The organism is Pseudomonas sp. FP1154 (assembly GCF_030687245.1).
Classification (GTDB): Bacteria; Pseudomonadota; Gammaproteobacteria; order Pseudomonadales; family Pseudomonadaceae; genus Aquipseudomonas; species Aquipseudomonas rhizophila.
In genome coordinates, this window is record NZ_CP117465.1 from 5,360,001 (window position 1) to 5,379,547 (window position 19,547).

Annotated in this window: 21 protein-coding genes (1 of these 21 only partly in view); 10 read left to right on the top strand and 11 right to left on the bottom strand. The window is 59.2% G+C overall.

Features of this window, described 5'->3' with window-relative positions; all coding sequences use genetic code 11:
* Both PSH91_RS24040 and PSH91_RS24045 read left to right on the top strand, forming a co-directional pair.
* Window positions 1-1,147: the 3' portion of a peptidoglycan DD-metalloendopeptidase family protein gene (locus PSH91_RS24040; RefSeq protein ID WP_274090707.1), read on the top strand. 266 nt of this gene lie to the left of the window's left edge; the window shows 1,147 of its 1,413 coding nt (coding positions 267-1,413); its start codon lies beyond the left edge, outside the window; its stop codon occupies window positions 1,145-1,147.
* Window positions 1,148-1,150: 3 nt separating this feature from the next.
* Complete coding sequence (locus tag PSH91_RS24045; RefSeq protein ID WP_047228041.1) at window positions 1,151-2,242, top strand: anhydro-N-acetylmuramic acid kinase; 1,092 nt, start codon at window positions 1,151-1,153, stop codon at window positions 2,240-2,242.
* A 68-nt stretch (window positions 2,243-2,310) separates the two neighbouring features.
* Here PSH91_RS24045 and erpA read toward each other — a convergent pair whose 3' ends face one another.
* Both erpA and argC read right to left on the bottom strand, forming a co-directional pair.
* Complete coding sequence (erpA, locus tag PSH91_RS24050) at window positions 2,311-2,661, bottom strand: iron-sulfur cluster insertion protein ErpA (RefSeq protein ID WP_003206114.1); 351 nt, start codon at window positions 2,659-2,661, stop codon at window positions 2,311-2,313.
* Between the two features lie 155 nt (window positions 2,662-2,816).
* Window positions 2,817-3,851: an N-acetyl-gamma-glutamyl-phosphate reductase gene (gene argC / locus PSH91_RS24055; protein WP_047228042.1), complete on the bottom strand. Its 1,035-nt coding sequence runs from the start codon at window positions 3,849-3,851 to the stop codon at window positions 2,817-2,819.
* A gap of 134 nt (window positions 3,852-3,985) precedes the next feature.
* Here argC and hemJ point away from each other — a divergent pair, with 134 nt between their 5' ends.
* The 6 genes from hemJ to coq7 all read left to right on the top strand — a co-directional run bounded on the left by hemJ (window position 3,986) and on the right by coq7 (window position 8,425).
* Entirely contained in the window at window positions 3,986-4,417 is a 432-nt protein-coding gene (hemJ, locus tag PSH91_RS24060) for a protoporphyrinogen oxidase HemJ (protein WP_047228043.1), read from the top strand.
* 36 nt (window positions 4,418-4,453) lie between these two features.
* Window positions 4,454-5,422, top strand: coding sequence for a nitronate monooxygenase family protein (locus PSH91_RS24065; protein ID WP_076383441.1), 969 nt, complete (start codon window positions 4,454-4,456; stop codon window positions 5,420-5,422).
* Window positions 5,423-5,474: 52 nt separating this feature from the next.
* A complete protein-coding gene (locus PSH91_RS24070) occupies window positions 5,475-6,431 on the top strand; it encodes a DUF805 domain-containing protein (protein ID WP_047228045.1) in 957 nt (318 codons plus the stop codon).
* Between the two features lie 62 nt (window positions 6,432-6,493).
* Window positions 6,494-7,282: an SDR family oxidoreductase gene (locus PSH91_RS24075; RefSeq protein ID WP_047228046.1), complete on the top strand. Its 789-nt coding sequence runs from the start codon at window positions 6,494-6,496 to the stop codon at window positions 7,280-7,282.
* A gap of 82 nt (window positions 7,283-7,364) precedes the next feature.
* On the top strand, window positions 7,365-7,703 hold the full coding sequence (locus tag PSH91_RS24080) for a histidine triad nucleotide-binding protein (RefSeq protein ID WP_003316306.1): 339 nt from the start codon (window positions 7,365-7,367) through the stop codon (window positions 7,701-7,703).
* Between the two features lie 74 nt (window positions 7,704-7,777).
* Window positions 7,778-8,425, top strand: coding sequence for a 2-polyprenyl-3-methyl-6-methoxy-1,4-benzoquinone monooxygenase (gene coq7 / locus PSH91_RS24085; RefSeq protein WP_047228047.1), 648 nt, complete (start codon window positions 7,778-7,780; stop codon window positions 8,423-8,425).
* A 127-nt stretch (window positions 8,426-8,552) separates the two neighbouring features.
* On the opposite strand, the gene speD is transcribed toward coq7, so the two are convergent.
* Both speD and PSH91_RS24095 read right to left on the bottom strand, forming a co-directional pair.
* Window positions 8,553-9,347: an adenosylmethionine decarboxylase gene (speD, locus tag PSH91_RS24090; RefSeq protein WP_047228048.1), complete on the bottom strand. Its 795-nt coding sequence runs from the start codon at window positions 9,345-9,347 to the stop codon at window positions 8,553-8,555.
* Window positions 9,348-9,586: 239 nt separating this feature from the next.
* Window positions 9,587-10,009, bottom strand: coding sequence for an OsmC family protein (locus PSH91_RS24095; RefSeq protein ID WP_003206127.1), 423 nt, complete (start codon window positions 10,007-10,009; stop codon window positions 9,587-9,589).
* A 234-nt stretch (window positions 10,010-10,243) separates the two neighbouring features.
* Between PSH91_RS24095 and crp the strand changes: the two genes are divergently transcribed.
* A complete protein-coding gene (crp, locus tag PSH91_RS24100; protein ID WP_047228049.1) occupies window positions 10,244-10,888 on the top strand; it encodes a cAMP-activated global transcriptional regulator CRP in 645 nt (214 codons plus the stop codon).
* Here the strand turns inward: crp and PSH91_RS24105 are convergent.
* From PSH91_RS24105 to PSH91_RS24120, 4 genes are read right to left on the bottom strand one after another with little or no spacing between them, the layout of a single operon-like run.
* Entirely contained in the window at window positions 10,885-11,583 is a 699-nt protein-coding gene (locus tag PSH91_RS24105; RefSeq protein WP_047228050.1) for a lipoate--protein ligase family protein, read from the bottom strand. The two genes, crp and PSH91_RS24105, sit on opposite strands and share 4 nt — an antisense overlap.
* Before the next feature lie 4 nt (window positions 11,584-11,587).
* Window positions 11,588-12,424, bottom strand: coding sequence for an indole-3-glycerol phosphate synthase TrpC (gene trpC / locus PSH91_RS24110; RefSeq protein WP_047228051.1), 837 nt, complete (start codon window positions 12,422-12,424; stop codon window positions 11,588-11,590).
* Window positions 12,421-13,470 carry an anthranilate phosphoribosyltransferase gene (gene trpD / locus PSH91_RS24115; protein ID WP_092400967.1) on the bottom strand — a complete coding sequence of 350 codons (1,050 nt, stop codon included), beginning with the start codon at window positions 13,468-13,470 and terminating at the stop codon, window positions 12,421-12,423. The genes trpC and trpD overlap by 4 nt, the downstream gene beginning before the upstream one ends.
* A 9-nt stretch (window positions 13,471-13,479) precedes the next feature.
* On the bottom strand, window positions 13,480-14,073 hold the full coding sequence (locus tag PSH91_RS24120) for an aminodeoxychorismate/anthranilate synthase component II (RefSeq protein WP_047228053.1): 594 nt from the start codon (window positions 14,071-14,073) through the stop codon (window positions 13,480-13,482).
* A gap of 410 nt (window positions 14,074-14,483) precedes the next feature.
* Here PSH91_RS24120 and estP point away from each other — a divergent pair, with 410 nt between their 5' ends.
* Complete coding sequence (gene estP, locus PSH91_RS24125) at window positions 14,484-16,391, top strand: esterase EstP (RefSeq protein ID WP_047228054.1); 1,908 nt, start codon at window positions 14,484-14,486, stop codon at window positions 16,389-16,391.
* Between the two features lie 107 nt (window positions 16,392-16,498).
* Here estP and trpE read toward each other — a convergent pair whose 3' ends face one another.
* From trpE to rpe, 3 genes are all read right to left on the bottom strand, one after another.
* Window positions 16,499-17,980, bottom strand: coding sequence for an anthranilate synthase component I (trpE, locus tag PSH91_RS24130; RefSeq protein ID WP_305466874.1), 1,482 nt, complete (start codon window positions 17,978-17,980; stop codon window positions 16,499-16,501).
* A 70-nt stretch (window positions 17,981-18,050) separates the two neighbouring features.
* Window positions 18,051-18,869, bottom strand: coding sequence for a phosphoglycolate phosphatase (locus PSH91_RS24135; RefSeq protein WP_047228056.1), 819 nt, complete (start codon window positions 18,867-18,869; stop codon window positions 18,051-18,053).
* Window positions 18,866-19,540, bottom strand: coding sequence for a ribulose-phosphate 3-epimerase (rpe, locus tag PSH91_RS24140; RefSeq protein ID WP_047228057.1), 675 nt, complete (start codon window positions 19,538-19,540; stop codon window positions 18,866-18,868). The genes PSH91_RS24135 and rpe overlap by 4 nt, the downstream gene beginning before the upstream one ends.
* Window positions 19,541-19,547: the final 7 nt, after the last annotated feature.

The following is a 19,547-nucleotide window of genomic DNA, read 5'->3' on the forward strand; positions in this document are numbered from 1 at the left end:
CGCGTCCGCCCAAGCGGAGCCTGCGATCGAAGAAAAGAAAGACCCGGGCCACCATGAGGTCATAGTTGCCAAAGGCGACACGCTCTCCACTCTCTTCGAAAAGGTTGGGCTGCCGTCGACCCTGGTCCACGAGGTCCTGGCCAGCGACAAGAAAGCCAAACAGTTCGCTCGGCTCCAGAGGGGTCAGAAACTCGAGTTCGAACTCAGCCCAGACGGACAACTGACCAGCCTGCATACCAAACTAAGTGACCTGGAAAGCATCACCCTGAGCAAAAACGACAAGGGTTATGCGTTCAACCGCGTCATCACCAAACCAACCGTGCGCTCAGCCTATGCTCACGGCGTCATTAACAGCTCATTGTCGCAATCGGCCGCACGCGCCGGCCTTTCCCATAGCCTGACAATGGACATGGCCAGCGTGTTTGGCTACGACATCGACTTCGCTCAGGATATTCGCCAGGGCGACGAGTTCGACGTCATTTACGAACAGAAAATGGTCAACGGAAAAAGCGTCGGCAACGGCCCTATTCTTTCCGCCCGCTTCACCAATCGCGGCAAGACCTACACGGCGGTGCGCTACACCAACAAACAAGGCAACAGCAGCTATTACACTGCCGACGGCAACAGCATGCGCAAGGCATTTATCCGTACGCCGGTTGATTTCGCCCGCATCAGCTCAAGATTCTCCGTAGGCCGCAAACATCCAATCCTGAACAAGATCCGCGCCCATAAAGGCGTCGACTACGCAGCTCCCCGCGGCACCCCAATCAAGGCCGCCGGAGACGGCAAAGTGCTGTTGGCCGGACGCCGGGGTGGCTATGGCAACACCGTGATCATCCAGCACGGCAACACTTACCGTACGCTGTATGGCCATATGCAGGGCTTCGCAAAAGGCGTGAAAACCGGCGGCAGCGTCAAGCAAGGCCAGGTGATTGGCTATATTGGCACTACCGGTCTGTCCACCGGGCCGCATTTGCATTATGAATTCCAGGTCAACGGCGTTCACGTTGATCCGCTGGGCCAGAAGCTCCCCATGGCCGATCCGATTGCCAAGTCCGAGCGCTCACGCTTCCTGGCTCAGAGCCAACCCTTGATGGCTCGCATGGACCAGGAAAAAGCCACCATGCTCGCCTCAAGCAAGCGCTAAACCATGGCGCACTATATCGGCGTGATGTCTGGCACCAGCCTGGATGGACTGGATATCGCGCTGATCGAACTGACTCCGGCGATCAAGTTGATCGCCACGCACTACATCCCCATGCCCGCCTCCCTGCGCACCGAAATGCTCGAGTTATGCAGCAGCGGGCCCGATGAGATCGCTCGCTCAGCCATTGCCCAACAAAACTGGGTAAGGCTGGCTGCGCAGGGCGTCCACACGCTGCTCGACGCACAGAAGCTCAAACCTGAAGGTATCCGGGCAATCGGTAGCCATGGTCAGACCATACGACACGAACCGGCCCGTGGCTTTACCGTGCAGATCGGCAACCCAGCATTGTTGAGCGAATTGACCGGCATTGCCGTCGTCAGCGATTTTCGCAGTCGCGATGTCGCTGCTGGCGGGCAAGGCGCCCCGCTGGTTCCTGCGTTTCACGAAGCACTGTTTGAAGAACGGGCCGGCAATCGCGCCGTACTGAATATCGGCGGCTTCAGCAATCTCAGCCTGATAGAACCCGAAAAGCCCGTAGCCGGTTTCGATTGCGGCCCTGGCAACGTATTGCTGGACGCCTGGATACATCAGCAACGGGGCGAGCACTTTGATCGCGATGGTCTGTGGGCTGCCAGCGGAAAAGTCGAACCGGCTCTGCTAAAGGCTCTGCTTGGCGACCCTTTCTTTGTCACTCAAGGCCCTAAAAGCACAGGGCGCGAAGTGTTCAACCTGTCCTGGCTGACCCAGCACCTGTCGCACCTACCGGTCTTCGCCCCTGAAGACGTGCAGGCAACGCTACTCGAACTGACGGCCCTGACCATCGTCCACTCACTGCAGAATGCCCAGACCAACACTCAAGAGCTGCTGGTTTGCGGCGGCGGCGCGCACAACCGCACACTCATGAAGCGGCTGGCCGACTTACTGCCAAACACCCAAGTCAGCAGCACAGCCACTTACGGTGTAGACCCGGATTGGGTCGAAGCCATGGCCTTTGCCTGGCTGGCCCATTGCTGCCTTGAAGGCATTTCAGCGAATCGCCCAAGTGTCACCGGCGCACGGGGTTTGCGCATACTCGGCGCAATCTATCCCGCCTGAATCCATTTTTCGCCGCACAGCAAAACGCCGCAGAGCCGTAAGGCGCTGCGGCGTTCTTATTTAAAGCCTCAGATCGAAAACGAAGAACCGCATCCACAGGTTGTGGTGGCGTTAGGGTTCTTGATGACGAAGCGCGACCCTTCCAGCCCTTCCTGATAATCCACCTCAGCACCCGCCAGGTACTGGAAGCTCATCGGATCGACCACGAGGCTGACACCTTCGCGTTCGACGATGGTGTCGTCATCAGCCACTTCCTCATCGAAAGTGAAGCCGTATTGAAAACCCGAACAACCGCCGCCCGTCACAAAAACGCGCAGCTTTAAACGATCATTCCCCTCCTCATCGACCAGACTCTTCACCTTGTGCGCGGCACCGTGGGTGAATTGCAAAGCCGTGGGGGTGAAGGTTTCGACGCTCATGCTGAATATCTCCCGGCGCTTACGCCGCCATAATGCGTGATGACGCGCATTATCCGCTTCTCCTAGAAAATCGGTCAACTATTTGAGAGGCAGGCGCAAACTACACGTTATGAGCTGCAAGCCTGGCGCTTCAAGCTTGCAGCCTCAGATTGGAGTTAAGGCAACATCCCAGCGTGGGACAGACCCAGACGCTCATCCAGCCCGAACAGGATGTTCAAGTTCTGCACAGCCTGGCCGGACGCGCCTTTGACCAGATTATCGATGACCGACAACACCACTACCAGATCGCCATCCTGTGGGCGATGCACCGCGATCCGGCAAACGTTAGCGCCGCGTACGCTACGAGTTTCAGGGTGGCTGCCAGCCGGCATCACATCGACGAACGGTTCGTTGGCGTAACGCTTCTCGAACAACGCTTGCAGGTCTACGGAACGGTCGACGACGGTTGCGTACAGCGTGGAGTGAATGCCCCGAATCATCGGCGTCAGGTGCGGCACAAAAGTCAGGCCGACATCCTTGCCTGCCGCGCGACGCAGCCCCTGGCGGATTTCCGGCAGATGACGGTGGCCTTTGACGGCATACGCCTTCATGCTTTCCGACGTCTCGGAGTACAACGAGCCGACACTGGCACCACGGCCGGCACCGCTGACACCCGACTTGCAGTCGGCGATCAGACGCGACGCATCAGCAAGCCCCGCCTCGAGCAGCGGCAGGAAACCCAGTTGCGTTGCCGTTGGATAGCAGCCCGGGACAGCGATCAACCGTGCCTGCCTGATTTTCTCGCGATTGACTTCCGGCAGGCCGTAGACCGCCTCGTCCAGCAGATCTGGCGCACCGTGTGGCTGACCGTACCATTTGGCCCACTCTTCAGCGTCCTGCAGACGGAAATCTGCCGACAGGTCGATGACCTTGGTCCCGGCGGCCAGCAGCTCGCCTGCCAGGGCATGGGCAACACCGTGAGGCGTGGCGAAGAACACCACATCACAGGCCCCGAGGGTCTTGATGTCCGGAACGCTGAACGCCAGGCCGTCGTAATGGCCCCGCAGGTTCGGATACATGTCGGCGACGGCCAGTCCAGCCTCGGATCGGGAGGTAATGACCACCACCTCAGCCTGCGGATGCTGTGCCAACAGACGCAGCAGTTCGACACCGGTGTAACCCGTGCCGCCGACGATACCGACCTTGACCATATACCTGCCCTCAACGAACCCACTGGAAAGCTGTCGATGATAGGGGCCGCGCGGCCCGGCGACAACCGCCAAGGTGACGTGTGGCCGCTCTAGCCTCTACTATCGGGCTACCGTGAATCTGGGAATACAAAAAAATGCTCTATCTATGGCTCAAAGCACTTCATATCATCAGCATGGTCTGCTGGTTCGCCGGCCTGTTCTACCTGCCTCGCCTGTTCGTCTATCACGCCCAAAGCGAAGACAGCGTCAGCAAAGAACGCTTCATCGTCATGGAGCGCAAGCTGTATCGCGGCATCATGGGGCCGGCGATGATCGCCACCCTCGTATTCGGCATCTGGCTGCTGAGTCTCAACGCCAGTGCCTACTTCACTCAAGGCGGCTGGATGCACGCCAAGCTGACCCTGGTGGTATTGCTGATCGGCTATCACCATATGTGCGGCGCGCAATTGAAGCGCTTCGCCCGTGGCGAAAACACCCGCAGCCATGTCTTTTATCGCTGGTTCAATGAAGTGCCGGTTCTGATATTGCTGGCTATCGTAATTCTGGTCGTGGTTCGGCCGTTCTAACTTTCAATCAGCACCACCTTATCCGGGGTACTTCCGATGTCGCTGCCCGCTCTGCTCGAACAACGTTTGCGCCTGCCCGTCGTGGCAGCGCCGATGTTTCTGATTTCCAATCCACCGCTGGTACTGGCCTGCTGCCGCAACGGAATCGTCGGCAGCTTTCCGGCGCTGAACCAGCGCGAAAGCAGTGGTTTCAAGGCTTGGCTGGAAGAAATCGAAGCGGGCCTGGCAACAATGGAAAACCCGGCACCCTATGCCGTGAACCTGATCGTCCATCATAGCAACCCACGACTTCAGGCCGACCTGGCCATCTGCATCGAACATAAGGTGCCGATTGTCATCACCAGCCTGGGCGCCGTGAAAGAACTGGTGGATGCGGTTCACAGCTATGGTGGGCTGGTATTCCACGATGTCACCACGCGCCGTCATGCTGAGAAAGCTGCCCAAGCCGGTGTCGACGGCTTGATAGCGGTCGCCGCCGGCGCAGGTGGCCACGCCGGGACCTGGAGCCCTTTCTCACTGGTCGCCGAAATCCGCCAGTTCTTCGACAAAACCCTGCTGCTTGCGGGATGTCTGAACCACGGCCATCAGATTCTGGCCGCCCAACTGCTTGGCGCGGATTTGGCCTACTTCGGCACACGCTTCATCGGCACGACCGAAAGCCATGCGCCTGACGCTTATAAAGAGATGTTGCTCACATCCAGAGCCGCAGACATCGTGCATACTCCTGCGGTGTCTGGAGTGCCGGCCAGCTTCATGCGCCAAAGCCTGGAAAACGCCGGTTTCGACCTGGCCGCCCTGCAGGGCAAGGGCGAGGTGGATTTCGGTTCCAAACTCAAGCCACTGAACGACGAAGCCAAGGCCTGGAAAACCGTATGGTCCGCAGGCCAGGGCGTGGGTGAAATCCATGATCTGCCAAGTGTCGATCAGCTAGTGACACGCCTGGATGAAGAATACCGGCAAGCGCTGGCCCGCGCGACACAACTCGGCGGCCAATGGCCCCGCTGAAATCAACCGGATCAAAACCATTGCTTAACCTTATGAGACAAGGATGCCTGGCATGAGCGAAACCCGTTTCAATATCGTATTCGATGGAGCCCTGCTGCCGGGTGTCGAAACCACCACAGCCAAGCTCAACCTGGCTGAACTGTTCAAAAGCGATGTCAGTGCCATTGAGCGGTTGTTCAGCGGGCGCAAGGTGGCGCTTAAAAGCAACCTGTCCCAGGCCGAAGCGCAGAAGTACCTGGAGGCTCTCAACAAGAGCGGGATCGATGCACGAATCGAAGCCGAACCTTCCCTCGAACTGAACCTGGACGAGGTACAGCATTCGCCGCCGTCGAACGGACGCCACCCGGACTCCATCATCGACCCGGTATCGCCCTACGCGCCACCCCGAGCCGAGGTGGGTGAGGCAATGGCCGAGTACAGCACGCTCAAGCCCTTCAGCTTCGATGGGCGCATCGGACGACTGCGCTTCCTGGGCTGGACCATGGCCTTGACGCTGGTCATGCTGTTTGTGGTGGGCACAGCCTTTTCATTGGGCGTGACCTGGTTCCTCGCCTCCAGCTCCACAGCGGCAATGATCGTCGGCGGCCTGCTGGGACTGATCATCGCACTGGGCTTTGCTTATGTAAGCATCCAGTTCAGCGTCCAGCGCCTGCACGACCTGGGTTGGTCCGGGTGGTTGTGGCTGCTCAACCTGGTGCCGTTCGTGGGCAGTGTCTTCCCCTTCGTACTCATGGCCTTGCCCGGCAACACCGGCGCCAATCGCTATGGCCCCCCGCCGCCGCCCAACAGCACTGCGGTCAAGGTACTTTCGTCACTGTGGATTGTCATGATCGTGGTGGCTTTCCTTGCCGCAATGGCCGGTGCATTCAGCGGCATCACAGAGGAATACGACAGCAGTTCCTTGAGCAGCTATGAGAGCAGCGAGCTCATTGATGAAGACACTGCAGAACCAGCCGTCGAAGCAGCCGAGCCTGCTGCGCCTTCTGTAGACTATGAAGAGGAACAATAAGCGCGCTTCGTGCCGGTGACAGCTCAGTACACTGGTGACGGGCCGTTGCGATGGAGAACTGCATGACCCGTTACGCTCTGATCACTGGCGCCTCCAGTGGCATTGGCCTGGCAATGGCCGAAGCACTCGCCCGCCGCGGTCGCGACCTGATATTGGTGGCTCGACAGCGTGATCGGCTGGAAAGTATTGCAATCGAACTGACTCAGCGTTTTGGCGTGGAGGTGTTGTTCCGGGCCTGTGACCTGGGAGAACCGCTGAGGCTTTCAGGCTTTCTGCTCGAGCTGGAAGAAGGCGAGCGACAGATCGACCTGCTGGTCAATTGTGCCGGTATCGGCACCAGCGGGCCGTTCCTGGGCCAGGACTGGATGACCGAGCAGGACCTGATCGAAGTCAACATCCTCGCCTTGACGCGGCTCTGTCACTCGGTGGGCAACAGCATGGCGCTGCAGGGCGGTGGCCAGATCCTGAACGTTGCATCGATCGCCGCGTTCCAGCCTGGCCCCTGGATGAGCACCTATCACGCCAGCAAGGCTTACGTGCTGCATTTCTCCGAAGCCCTGCGGGTCGAGCTGAAAAAAAGCGCAATAAAGGTATCGGTGCTTTGCCCTGGCCCGACACGAACCGGCTTTTTCGCCCGGGCGCAGCTCAATGAACAGAAATTCAACGACAGTCAAACCCTGATGAGCCCGGAGGAAGTCGCGCTGTATGCCGTGCGCGCACTGGAAAAAAACCGGGCGATCATCATTCCTGGGCGCCGCAATCGCTGGCTGGCGGCGTTGCCGCGACTGGGCCCGCGATGGCTGGTTCGCACGATTGCCGGCATGACCAACAAGGCCTGCTGCCCCCGCTGAATGCCTTTTCCCGTGAAAAACCGGGCTCGCCAATCGCGCCTTAAGTACACTCAAGCTCGACTAACCCAATGGAGAAACAGCTGTGGATACTCTGTTTACCAAGATCATCAACCGGGAGATTCCGGCCAAGATCATTTACGAAGATGATCAAGTTCTGGCGTTCCACGACATCGCCCCTCAAGCACCTGTGCATTTCCTGGTCATCCCAAAGAAACCGATCCGCACGCTCAATGATCTGACCGAAGAAGACAAAGGCTTGGCCGGGCATATCCTGTTCACTGCCCAGCGCCTGGCGCTTGAACTGGGCTGCGAAGAAGGTTTTCGTGTGGTGATGAACTGCAATGAACTTGGGGGACAGACCGTCTATCACATTCATATGCATGTGCTTGGGCAGCGCCAGATGAACTGGCCGCCGGGTTGATACCCTGACCCAACGCAAATCCTGAGCGGCCGATTGAGTTAAACTGGCCGCCGAGATTTTTCCCGGAGGTAAGCATGACTACCCAACGTCACTACTCACCGATTGACCGTCTACTGCTGCAAGCTGATACCGCGATGCGTACGCTGCTGCCCTTCAGTGGTCAGCCCTACCGTCCATCGCCGGCTATCGTGCAGCCAGACGTGCAAATGAGTGACGAGCAAACCCGCCATGTCGCTGGGCTGATGCGCATCAACCACACCGGTGAAGTCTGCGCCCAGGCGCTGTATCAGGGCCAGGCGCTGACGGCGAAGCTGCCCCAGGTACGTGAGGCGATGGAGCATGCCGCCGAGGAAGAAATCGACCATCTGGTCTGGTGCGAACAACGCATTCACCAACTGGGCAGCCATACCAGCGTCCTGAACCCGTTGTTTTATGGGATGTCATTTGGAATCGGTGCAGTGGCCGGGCTGATCAGCGACAAAGTCAGCCTCGGCTTTGTGGCGGCCACTGAACATCAGGTGTGCAAACACCTGAATGAGCACTTGGAGCAGTTGCCGGCCGAGGACGAAAAGTCCCGGGCGATTCTCAAGCAGATGCGCGAGGATGAAGAGCAGCACGCCGAAAGTGCGCTCGAGGCCGGAGGGTTTCGTTTTCCAGCGCCGGTGAAGTTCGGCATGAGCCTGCTGGCCAAGGTCATGACCAAGAGCACCTATCGAATCTGATCGTGCAAGGGTGGCGAAGGGGTTATACCCACGCCACAGCGTTGCAGGCCTGTGCGTTCATCCACGTTCTACAGAAACTAAAAAAGGCGACTCCCATGGGGAGCCGCCTTTTTTGTAGCTGAAACCTTCAGCGTGGCATGTTGCGCGCGTAGAAAATTTCCAGCATCTCGTGTTTCACACGGTCTTCCACCTGATCCCGCTGTTCAGCAGAAAGGTTGCTGGTAGCGTCCCCGAACAGGTAGTTATCAAGCTCGAAGTTCTTGAGCAGCATTTTGGTGTGGAACAGGTTTTCCTGATACACGTTCACGTCGGTCATCTGATACGCGTCGCGAGTGTCTTCGGAGAGATAGTTCTGAATCGAGTTGATCTCGTGATCAATAAAGTGCTTGTGGCCTTCAACGTCGCGGGTAAAGCCACGCACGCGATAATCCACCGTCACGATGTCCGAGTCGAACTGGTGAATCAGGAAATTGAGTGCCTTGAGCGGTGAAATGACGCCACAGGTCGACACGTCAATGTCCACACGGAACGTCGCAATGCCATCCACCGGGTGGATTTCCGGGTAGGTATGTACCGTAATGTGGCTCTTGTCGAGGTGGGCCAGGATGATTTCCGGCAATGGGCCCGGGGACTCTTCGATCTGGCTGTCGGTCGGTGTCACCGGTTCTTCCGAGATCAGAATGGTCACGCTGGCGCCTTGGGGTTCATAGTCCTGACTGGCGATGTTCAGGATGTTGGCACCAATGATATCGACAACTTCCGTGAGGATCTGCGTGAGGCGCTTGGCGTTGTACTCTTTATTGATGTACTCGACGTAGGCCTGCTGGTCCTGCGGGGTTTCCGCATAGCAGATGTCATAGATGTTGAAGCTCAAGGTCTTTGTCAGGTTATTGAACCCATGGAGCTTGAGTTTGCTTTTCACCGTTTGAAAACTCTCTATGTATTGCGGCCTGGCCGCGTGATCAAGCATGCCCGTCAGATGCGAACGACGCACCTGCGTAGGACGGTTAACACCTCTTCGCGATGGCGATTTTGGTTGTCTGTCCAGACAAGGGACCGGCCGGAGGACCGATCACTGCCCTGAAAAAAGTGGCGCATTATGCAGAGGTCGGCTTCTGATCGCCAGAGCTTGCACTGCTTTTATGATGGTTGGATGTCGATTCAACCCAATTCGATGATTTCATAATCGTGAGTGATTTCAACACCGGCGGCGCCGAGCATGATGGAAGCCGAGCAATATTTCTCGGCTGACAGCTCAATGGCGCGCTTGACCTGGGCTTCCTTCAAGGCACGCCCCTTCACCACGAAATGCATGTGAATCTTGGTGAACACTTTCGGGTCTTCGGTGGCGCGCTCCGCTTCCAGGAAGGCTTCGCAACTTTCGACGGCCTGGCGCGATTTTTTAAGGATGCTGACCACATCGAAATTACTGCAACCACCCACGCCCAGCAGGAGCATTTCCATCGGCCTTACACCCAGGTTCCGACCTCCGGCTTCTGGCGGGCCATCCATGACGACCACATGACCGCTACCTGACTCACCGAGGAACATGGCTTCGCCAGCCCATTGGATGCGTGCCTTCATCGCCAAGACTCCACTGTCTGAAAAAAGGGTCGCCAGCTTAGCACAGCCCCCCGCCACGGCGGCTTCTGCCTTAGGACGCATGACAAATACGTGTAGGTAAATTCTCAAATCAATTAAGGACGCCTCTGTTAAGCTGGCGCCAATTAGCTGGCGTATGGCCAGCTATAGCGATTGCCATTCGCGCCCCACAAAAAATCCAAATCAATACACCGCGCAGTCTTTCGGGATACAACCATGGTTGCCATTACTCCCACACCCAAGATCAAGAATCTCGACAAACTCTTGATGCATTGTCAGCGTCGCCGCTATCCAGCCAAGCACAACATCATCTGCGCGGGCGATCGCTCCGACACCCTGTCGTTCATCATCAAAGGGTCGGTCACGATCCTGATCGAGGATGATGACGGTCGCGAAATGATCATCGCCTATCTCAACGCCGGGGATTTCTTCGGCGAACTTGGATTGTTTGAACAGGCAGGCAAAGAACAGGAACGTAGCGCCTGGGTACGGGCCAAGGTCGAATGCGAGGTCGCGGAGATCAGCTATAGCAAGTTCCGGGAACTGTCGGTGCAGGATCCCGACATTCTTTACGTCCTCAGCGGACAAATCGCACAGCGCCTGCGCAACACTACCCGCAAGGTGGGCGACCTCGCCTTCTTCGACGTGACCGGTCGCGTCGCCCGCTGCTTGCTGGAACTGTGCAAGCAACCCGATGCCATGACCCACCCGGACGGCATGCAGATCAAGGTGACGCGCCAGGAAATCGGCCGGATTGTGGGTTGCTCGCGGGAGATGGTCGGTCGTGTGCTCAAGGATCTGGAAGAGCGCAACCTGGTCAGCGTCAAAGGCAAGACCATGGTGGTCTTTGGGACGCGCTAGGCGAGCAGCCTGGTCAGCAGTTCCCGGTACAGCGCCTCAAGCCGCTGCAACGCGTGAGGCGCCGGGAATTTTTCATGCAAGGCAATATGACTCTCGGCGCGCACTCGCTGCGCCAGGCCACAGGCTTCATTGAAACGATTGACCGCGGCAACCATCGATTCGCGTTCGTTCTCCAGCAACAGGGCTCCATGCACCAGACCCACCGGGCGTTGGCCGCCCTTGCTCTGACGCCAGCGCTGAGCAGTGCCGACCATTTTCCGGCCGTCGAGATTGACGTTGAATCGACCGTCGCAGAACGCACCCTCGACTTCACCCAACGAAGCCACCCCACCCAGCTCATCCAATAACTGGCAGATCGGATCACACAACCGGCGATAACCGGTTTCGATGCGGCCATGGTCGCCTTCACTACGCGGCGGAGCGTAAACCAGGGCGATATTGACGGTGGCGGCAGACTGCGGCACCGGCTCACCGCCGGTTTCGCGCAGCAGCACTGGCCAGTCGTGGGCCGCCGAGATTTGGCAGGCGTGTTCGAACCCCGGTAAACGACTCAAACGACGAGGCATGACCAGCGCGCGATCATTGGGCTGCCAGAACAACAAGCCGAACTCAGCGTCGCCTGCACAGATGCTGGCCAGCAAATCCTGTTCGGCTTGCAGACCGGCTTCGACGGTCAGGGAAATCACCGGCGACATTGAATCAATCCAGCGTCGAGCCGCTTATCGGAACGCCGCGTTCAGGGAAGAACAGACGTTGCAACTCGGTACCCGGATTTTCCGCGCGCATGAACGCTTCGCCCACCAGGAACGAATACACATCGCTGACTTCCATCAGTTCGACATCGGCCCGGTTCAGGATCCCGCTCTCGGTGATCACCAAGCGATCACGCGGAATACGCGGCAACAAATCCAGAGTCGTTTCCAGGCTGACTTCGAAAGTATGCAGGTTACGGTTGTTCACCCCGACCAGCGGAGTATCGAGGGTCTTCAAGGCCCGCTCCAGCTCCTCGCCATCGTGGACCTCTACCAGGACATCCAGGCCCACGCCTTTGGCGACCGCCGCCAGCTCGGCCATTTTCACATCGTCCAGGGCGGACACAATCAACAGCACGCAATCTGCGCCCAGGGCTCGGGCTTCAACGATCTGGTAAGGATCGATCATGAAATCCTTGCGAATCACCGGCAGCTTGCACGCCTCCCGCGCCTGTTTGAGGTATTCATCGGCGCCCTGGAAAAAATCAATATCGGTCAGCACCGAAAGGCAAGTCGCACCGCCCTTCTCATAGCTCTTGGCGATGTCGGCGGGGACGAAGTGTTCACGAATCACGCCTTTGCTGGGGGAAGCCTTTTTAATTTCGGCAATCACCGCTGGCTGCTTTCTCTTGGCCTGATCGATCAGCGCCTTGGCAAAGCCACGCGGCGCATCCGCTGCCCGCGCCAAGGTTTCCAGCTCTGCCAGACTGACCCGAGCACTGCGTTCGGCAACCTCTTGAGCCTTGCGAGCCAGAATGTTTTCCAGAACCGTTGGCACACTCATCCTTCGTTCTCCACTTTGAATACGGCGGTAAATGCACCCAACTCTTCGAGTTTTTCCCTGGCAAGGCCGGTGTGCAACGCATCATGGGCCAGTTCCACGCCCTGCTTGAGGCTGCTGGCGTGATCCGCCGCATACAACGCGGCGCCCGCATTGAGCACGATCATCTCGGCGGCCTTCTGGCCATTTTCAGTCTTGCGGCGCCCCAAGGCATCGCGAATCAGCTCCAGCGACTGGGCCGGCCCATCCACCGCCAGCCCATGCAGGCTCTGGCTCTTCATGCCCAGGTCTTCAGGTTCGACCCAATACTCGCTGATCTGATCATTTTTTAATTCAGCCACGTACGTGGGTGCAGCCAGGCTGAATTCGTCCAGGCCATCCTTCGAATGGACCACCAGCACGTGCTTGCTGCCCAGACGCTGCAAGACCTCGGCCAGGGGTCGGCACAATGCCTGGCTGAACACACCGACCACTTGATGCTTCACGCCGGCCGGATTCGTAAGCGGGCCGAGCATATTGAACATCGTCCGCAGGCCCAGATCACGACGCGGCGCGGCGGCGTACTTCATGGCGCGGTGGTGGGTCTGGGCGAACATGAAACCGATGCCCACGTTATCGATGCAACGCGCCACCTGTACTGGCGTCAGGTTCAGATAGATCCCGGCCGCCTCCAGCAGGTCGGCGCTGCCACTCTTGCCGGAGACCGCACGATTGCCATGCTTGGCAACGGTGCAACCGGCCGCGGCGACAACGAAGGCCGAGGCCGTGGAAACGTTGAAGATATTGGCGCCGTCACCGCCGGTGCCCACCACATCCACCACGCCATCCAGGGTCTTGAGTTCGACCTGGTCCGCCAGCTCGCGCATGACCGAAACCGCGCCGACGATCTCATCGATGCTCTCGCTCTTCATGCGCATGGCCATCATGAACGCGCCGATCTGCGCATCCGAGCATTGGCCGGTCATAATTTCGCGCATCACATCGCGCATTTCGTCGGTGCTCAGGTCGAGATGGCCGACGATACGGCTCAGGGCTGTCTTGATATCCATGAAAAGTCCTTAGCGCGTGCCGCCGGTTTGTTTGAGGAAGTTGGCGAACAGCTCGTGACCCTGTTCGGTGAGAATAGACTCGGGGTGAAATTGCACGCCTTCGATATTCAACGTTTTGTGACGAAGCCCCATGATTTCATCCACAGAGCCGTCCTCGAGCTGAGTCCAGGCGGTCAGCTCCAGACAATCTGGCAGGGTTTGGCGCTTGACGATCAGGGAGTGGTAGCGGGTGACGGTCAGCGGAAGATTCAGACCTTCGAACACGCCCTTGTTCTCGTGAAATACCGGGCTAGTCTTACCGTGCATGACTTGCCGGGCGCGCACCACGTCGCCGCCAAAGGCCTGGCCGATCGACTGGTGCCCCAGGCAGACACCCAGGATCGGCAGCTTGCCGGCGAAATACTTGATGGCTTCGATGGAAATGCCCGCTTCGGTCGGCGTGCAAGGACCGGGAGAGACCACGATGCGCTCGGGCTTGAGGGCTTCGATTTCGGCGATGGTCAGTTCGTCGTTGCGCACGACCTTGACCTCGGAGCCCAGCTCGCCCAGGTACTGCACAACGTTGTAGGTAAAAGAGTCGTAGTTATCGATCATCAGCAACATGGCGTAAGCAACCTATTGAATTCACTGACTTGAAATACAGCCTTCGGAGAGTGACCCGCGCGGTGTTGCGCTTGGCGAGGCGTGTGATGGGCCAGCGAAGCGACTTTCAAGCGGGTAAAGAAGGCAAATCGGTACAGGTCCGGCCAGGCCGGCAGAGAACGTTCAGGCGCGCCAACGCCAACGGGCGTGTGCCTTGATCAATTGATCCAGAAGTTTGCTGACAATCGACACAGGGGAAGTCTCGTTCATACGTTCCGGCACAGTAGCTTAGCTGGACGGTGCACGCAATATGACGACCCCCGAAGGGCTTTGAAACAATCGCGACGAGCCTGATGGATGGCAAAACGCCGGAAGTTTTTGGTACTGTCGTTTCGTTTTCTAACAACAATAAGATAAAAACGGACTTTCTCATGCTAAGAAAAACGTTGTTCGTACCAATGGCCGGCTGTCTGCTGGCAATGGCCTGCGCCCAGGCGAGCGCCGCGCCCAATCCCTACTCCAGCTTCATCGTGTTTGGCGACAGCCTCAACGATGCCGGCCAGTTTGCCGACCCGGACGGTCCGTCCGGGGCCACGCAACGCTTTACCAACCGCACCGGCCCGCTCTATCTCGACGGAAGCGGCGAATCCTATTCCCTCAATTCCACCCAACTGCTGGGCGGACGGTTGGGCTTTTCCGATGATGAAACCGCGGCATCCACCTCGGCGGTTCGTGCCAGCGAAGGCCAGGCCGATGGCAACAACTGGGCCGTGGGCGGGTATCGTACCGACCAGATCCTCGAGTCGATTACCGGCGTTTCCGACACTGGCGAACGCAGCCGTGACGGATACCTGCTGTCCAACGGCCTGCGTGCCGACCCGAACGCGCTGTACTACCTTTCCGGGGGCGGTAACGACTTCCTCCAGGGTCTGGTACTGACCCCCGCCCAGGCGAACGCCGCCGCGGACCGCCTGGCCGACAGTGTCCAGGTGCTGCAAACCGCCGGAGCCCGTTATGTGATGGTCTGGCTGCTGCCCGACCTGGGCCTGACCCCTGCGCTCAATGGCACGCCTTTGCAAGACGCCGTTTCGCAGCTCAGCAACCAGTTCAACCAGCAACTGGTCACGCGGCTGCAAGGCATTGATGCCGAAATCATTCCACTGAACGTTCCGCTACTGCTGCAGGAAAGTTTCGCCGATCCAGCACGATTCGGCCTCGCCACCGGCGAGAACCTCACCGCCACCTGCTTCAGCGGCAACGGCTGCACGGAAAACCCCACCTATGGCATCAACAGCGCGACGCCAGACCCCACCAAGCTGATCTATAACGACTCGGTCCACCCCACCGAGACCGGACAGCAACTGATCGCCGATTACGCCTTTTCCCTGCTCGCGGCGCCATGGGAGCTGACATTGCTGCCGGAAATGGCCCACTCGACCCTGCGCGCCCACCAGGATGAATTACGCAGCCAGTGGCAATCGGACTGGGAGAACTGGCAAGCCGTCGGCCAATGGCGGGCGATCGTCGCAGGCGGCGGCCAGCACCTGGACATCGACAGCCAAAGCAGTGGCGCCAGCGCCGACGGCAGCGGCTACAGCCTGAACGTCGGTGGCAGCTATCGTCTCAACGAGGCTTGGCGCGTGGGTGTAGCCGCCGGTTTCTACCGCCAGGACATGGAGGCAGGCAGCGCCGATTCGGACTACAAACTCAACAGCTACCTGGCCACCGCTTTCGCCCAGTTCCAGCAGAACCGCTGGTGGGCCGATGCCGCGTTGACCGGCGGCAAGCTCGACTACGACAACTTGGAGCGCAAGTTCGACCTGGGCGTCAACCAGGCGCAAGAGAAAGGTGACACCGACGGTCACCTGTGGGCCTTCAGCACGCGCCTGGGCTACGACATCGCCCAGCCGGGCAGTCAGTGGCACCTGTCACCGTTTATCAGCGCCGATTATGCGAAGGTGGAAGTCGACGGGTATTCAGAAAAGAGCAGCCGCTCCACCGCCCTGACTTTCGATGACCAGACCCGCGACTCGAAACGCTTGGGCATTGGCTTGCAAGGCAAATACAACTTCACCCGTCAGACCCAGGTGTATGGCGAATATGCCCACGAACGCGAGTACGAAGACGACACCCAAAAAGTGAACATCGCCCTCAACAGTCTGCCGGCCAATGATTTCACGCTTGAAGGCTATACGCCGCAGAGTCATTTGAATCGCCTGAGCCTGGGGGTCAGCCACAAGTTGACCAACGATCTGGCCCTGCGGGGCGGTTATACGCTGCGCAAGGACGATGACTTTACCCAGCAGGGCGTGAATGTCGGGGTCAGCCTGGATTTCTGATCGAGATAACCCTGTGTGGGAGCGAGCCTGCTCGCGATGAGGCCGGCATGTTCGACACATGCATCGCCTCGCGAGCAGGCTCGCTCCCACAGTTGATCAGCTTCCCTTCAGTCGCCTGGGGTCTGCTCGGCCAGCGCCACGGCACGGAACATTGCCCGGCGCTTGTTCAGGGTTTCTTCCCACTCCAGCACCGGCACCGAGTCGGCCACGATCCCGCCGCCGGCCTGCACGTGCAGCTCACCGTCCTTGATGACGGCGGTGCGGATGGCAATGGCAGTGTCCATGTTGCCGTTCCAGGCAAAATAGCCCACGGCCCCGCCGTACACCCCACGCTTGACCGGCTCCAGTTCGTCGATGATTTCCATGGCGCGGATTTTCGGGGCGCCAGACAACGTTCCTGCCGGCAGGATGGCCCGCAGGGCGTCCATCGCCGTCAGCCCGGCCTTCAACTGGCCCGTGACGTTGGAGACGATGTGCATCACGTTGGAATAACGCTCGATGACCATCTTTTCGGTGAGCTTCACCGAACCGACTTCCGAGACGCGCCCGGTGTCATTGCGGCCCAGGTCGATCAGCATCAGGTGCTCGGCGATTTCCTTGTCATCCGACAGCAGGTCCTCTTCCAGCGCCCGATCGGCTTCCTCCGTGGCCCCACGAGGGCGGGTGCCAGCGATAGGCCGCACAGTGATCAGGTTGTCTTCGACCCGCACCAGCACTTCGGGTGAACTGCCCACAACATGGAAGTCACCGAAATTGAAGAAGTACATGTAAGGCGTCGGATTGAAACAGCGCAGTGCCCGGTACAGGTCGATGGGCGCGGCCTTGAAGTCGATGGACATCCGTTGCGACGGCACCACTTGCATGCAGTCGCCGGCCAGGATGTATTCCTTGATGGTATCGACGGCCCTTTCGTAATCGTTCTGAGTGAAACTGGAACGGAACACCGGGTCGGCCGCCGACTGTTTGCTGAAATCCAGGCCAGGACGCGGCGTGATCGGCTGCCGGAGTTTTTCCAGCAGCGCCTGAAGACTTTTCTGACCTTGCTCGTAGGCGTCTTCCCGGGACGGATCGGCCAGGACAATGGCGTGCATCTTGCCGGCGAGGTTATCGAAGACGACCACTGCGTCAGAGACCATCAGCAAAATGTCCGGCACGCCCAGCGGGTCCGGGTTCGGGCAGGTGCCCAGACGCTTTTCCACATAGCGTACGCAGTCGTAGCCGAAATAACCCACCAGGCCACCGTTGAACCGCGGCAGGCCGGGGATGGTAGGCACGTTGTAGCGAGCCTTGAAGGTTTCGACGAAGGCCAGCGGATCTTCGACCTCCAGGCTTTCGATCTCGACGCCGTCATGGGTCACGCTGACACGATGGTCATGGACCCGCAGCACCGTGCGGCACGGCAGGCCGATGATGGAATAACGGCCCCATTTCTCACCGCCCTGCACCGATTCGAGCAGGTATGAGTTGGGCTCATCGGCCAGCTTGAGGTAGATCGACAGCGGCGTGTCGAAGTCGGCCAGGGTTTCGCAGGCAAGCGGGATACGGTTATAGCCGGCAGCGGCTAGACGCAGGAATTCTTCGCGGATCATGGTGTGCCTCGTGGCAGGAGGAGCTGACAGTCAGGTATGCAAACGCGCCGGATAACCGGCCAGGATCAGGTCAGGCGCGCCAACGCCAGCGGGCCAGGGCCTTCATGACTTTCATCCAGAGTTTGCGAGTGACCACCACGATGGCGTTTCCAGAAGAGGATTGAACAGCGTCGGGCAACGTTATCTCAGCGGCCGGGTCCAGGCAACCGGGAATTAACAGGCGCAAATCGTCGATCACCAGCGCGGGAAACTCTTCGGCGATCGGCCGGCCATGGTTGTAGCCGTAGCTCAGTGCCACACATTTGACCCCGGCGGCTTTCGCCGCCAACACATCGCTGCGCGAGTCGCCGACGAACAGCGATTGAGAGGCCGGGATGTTGGCCATTTTCATCACGAAAAACAGCGCGGCCGGGTCAGGTTTTTTCTGTGGCAGGGTATCGCCACCGATGATCCAGCGAAAATAACGACCGATTTTCATCTGATCCAGCAGCGGCGCGACAAAGCGCTCCGGCTTGTTGGTGATCAGGGCCATTTCCACGCCTTGCTTGTGCAGCCACTTGAGGGTGGAACGCACACCGGGGTAGACGACCGTCAGTTCGTGATTGCCTTCATAGGCTTCGTTGAACAACTCCAGCGCCCGCTCGGCCTCGGCGTCATCGACGCCCTGGGCATCGATATGGTTGGCCAAGGCCCGCCGCACCAGCATGGGCGCGCCGTTGCCGACCCAGTGGCGCACGGCGTCAATTCCGGCGGCCGGACGACCGAGCTTGAGCAGCATGTTGTCCACGGCCGCCGCCAGGTCCGGCACCGAGTCGACCAGCGTGCCGTCGAGGTCGAACATCACCAGACGCGGCAGGCTGCCGGGGAACAGCTGCTCAAAGCCGCTCATAGACGGGCCAGGGCCAGTTCGGCACGCATCTTTTCAATGACCTCTTTGTAGTCCGGCGCATTGAAAATGGCCGAGCCTGCGACAAAGGTGTCGGCACCGGCCTCTGCGATTTCGCGGATGTTATTGACGTTCACGCCACCGTCGATCTCCAGGCGGATATCACGGCCCGATGCCTTGATCAGCGCGCGGGCTTCGCGCAGCTTGTCGAGGGTACCAGGAATGAACTTCTGCCCGCCGAAGCCGGGGTTGACGCTCATCAGCAGGATCATGTCGACCTTGTCCATCACGTACTTGAGCACGTCCAGGGGCGTGGCCGGGTTGAACACCAGGCCGGCCTTGCATCCGCCTTCGCGAATCAACTGCAGGGAGCGGTCGATGTGCTGGGTGGCTTCGGGGTGGAAGGTGATGTAGGTGGCACCGGCCTCGATGAAGTCGCCGACGATGCGATCCACCGGGCTGACCATCAGGTGCGCGTCGATCGGCGCCGTGACGCCGTACTTGCGCAGCGCTGCGCAGACCATCGGGCCGATGGTCAGGTTGGGTACGTAATGGTTGTCCATGACATCGAAGTGCACGATGTCGGCGCCGGCGGCCAGAACGTTGTCCACTTCCTCGCCCAGGCGGGCGAAGTCGGCGGAGAGAATCGACGGAGCAATAGCGAAGGGCTGCATGACGCAC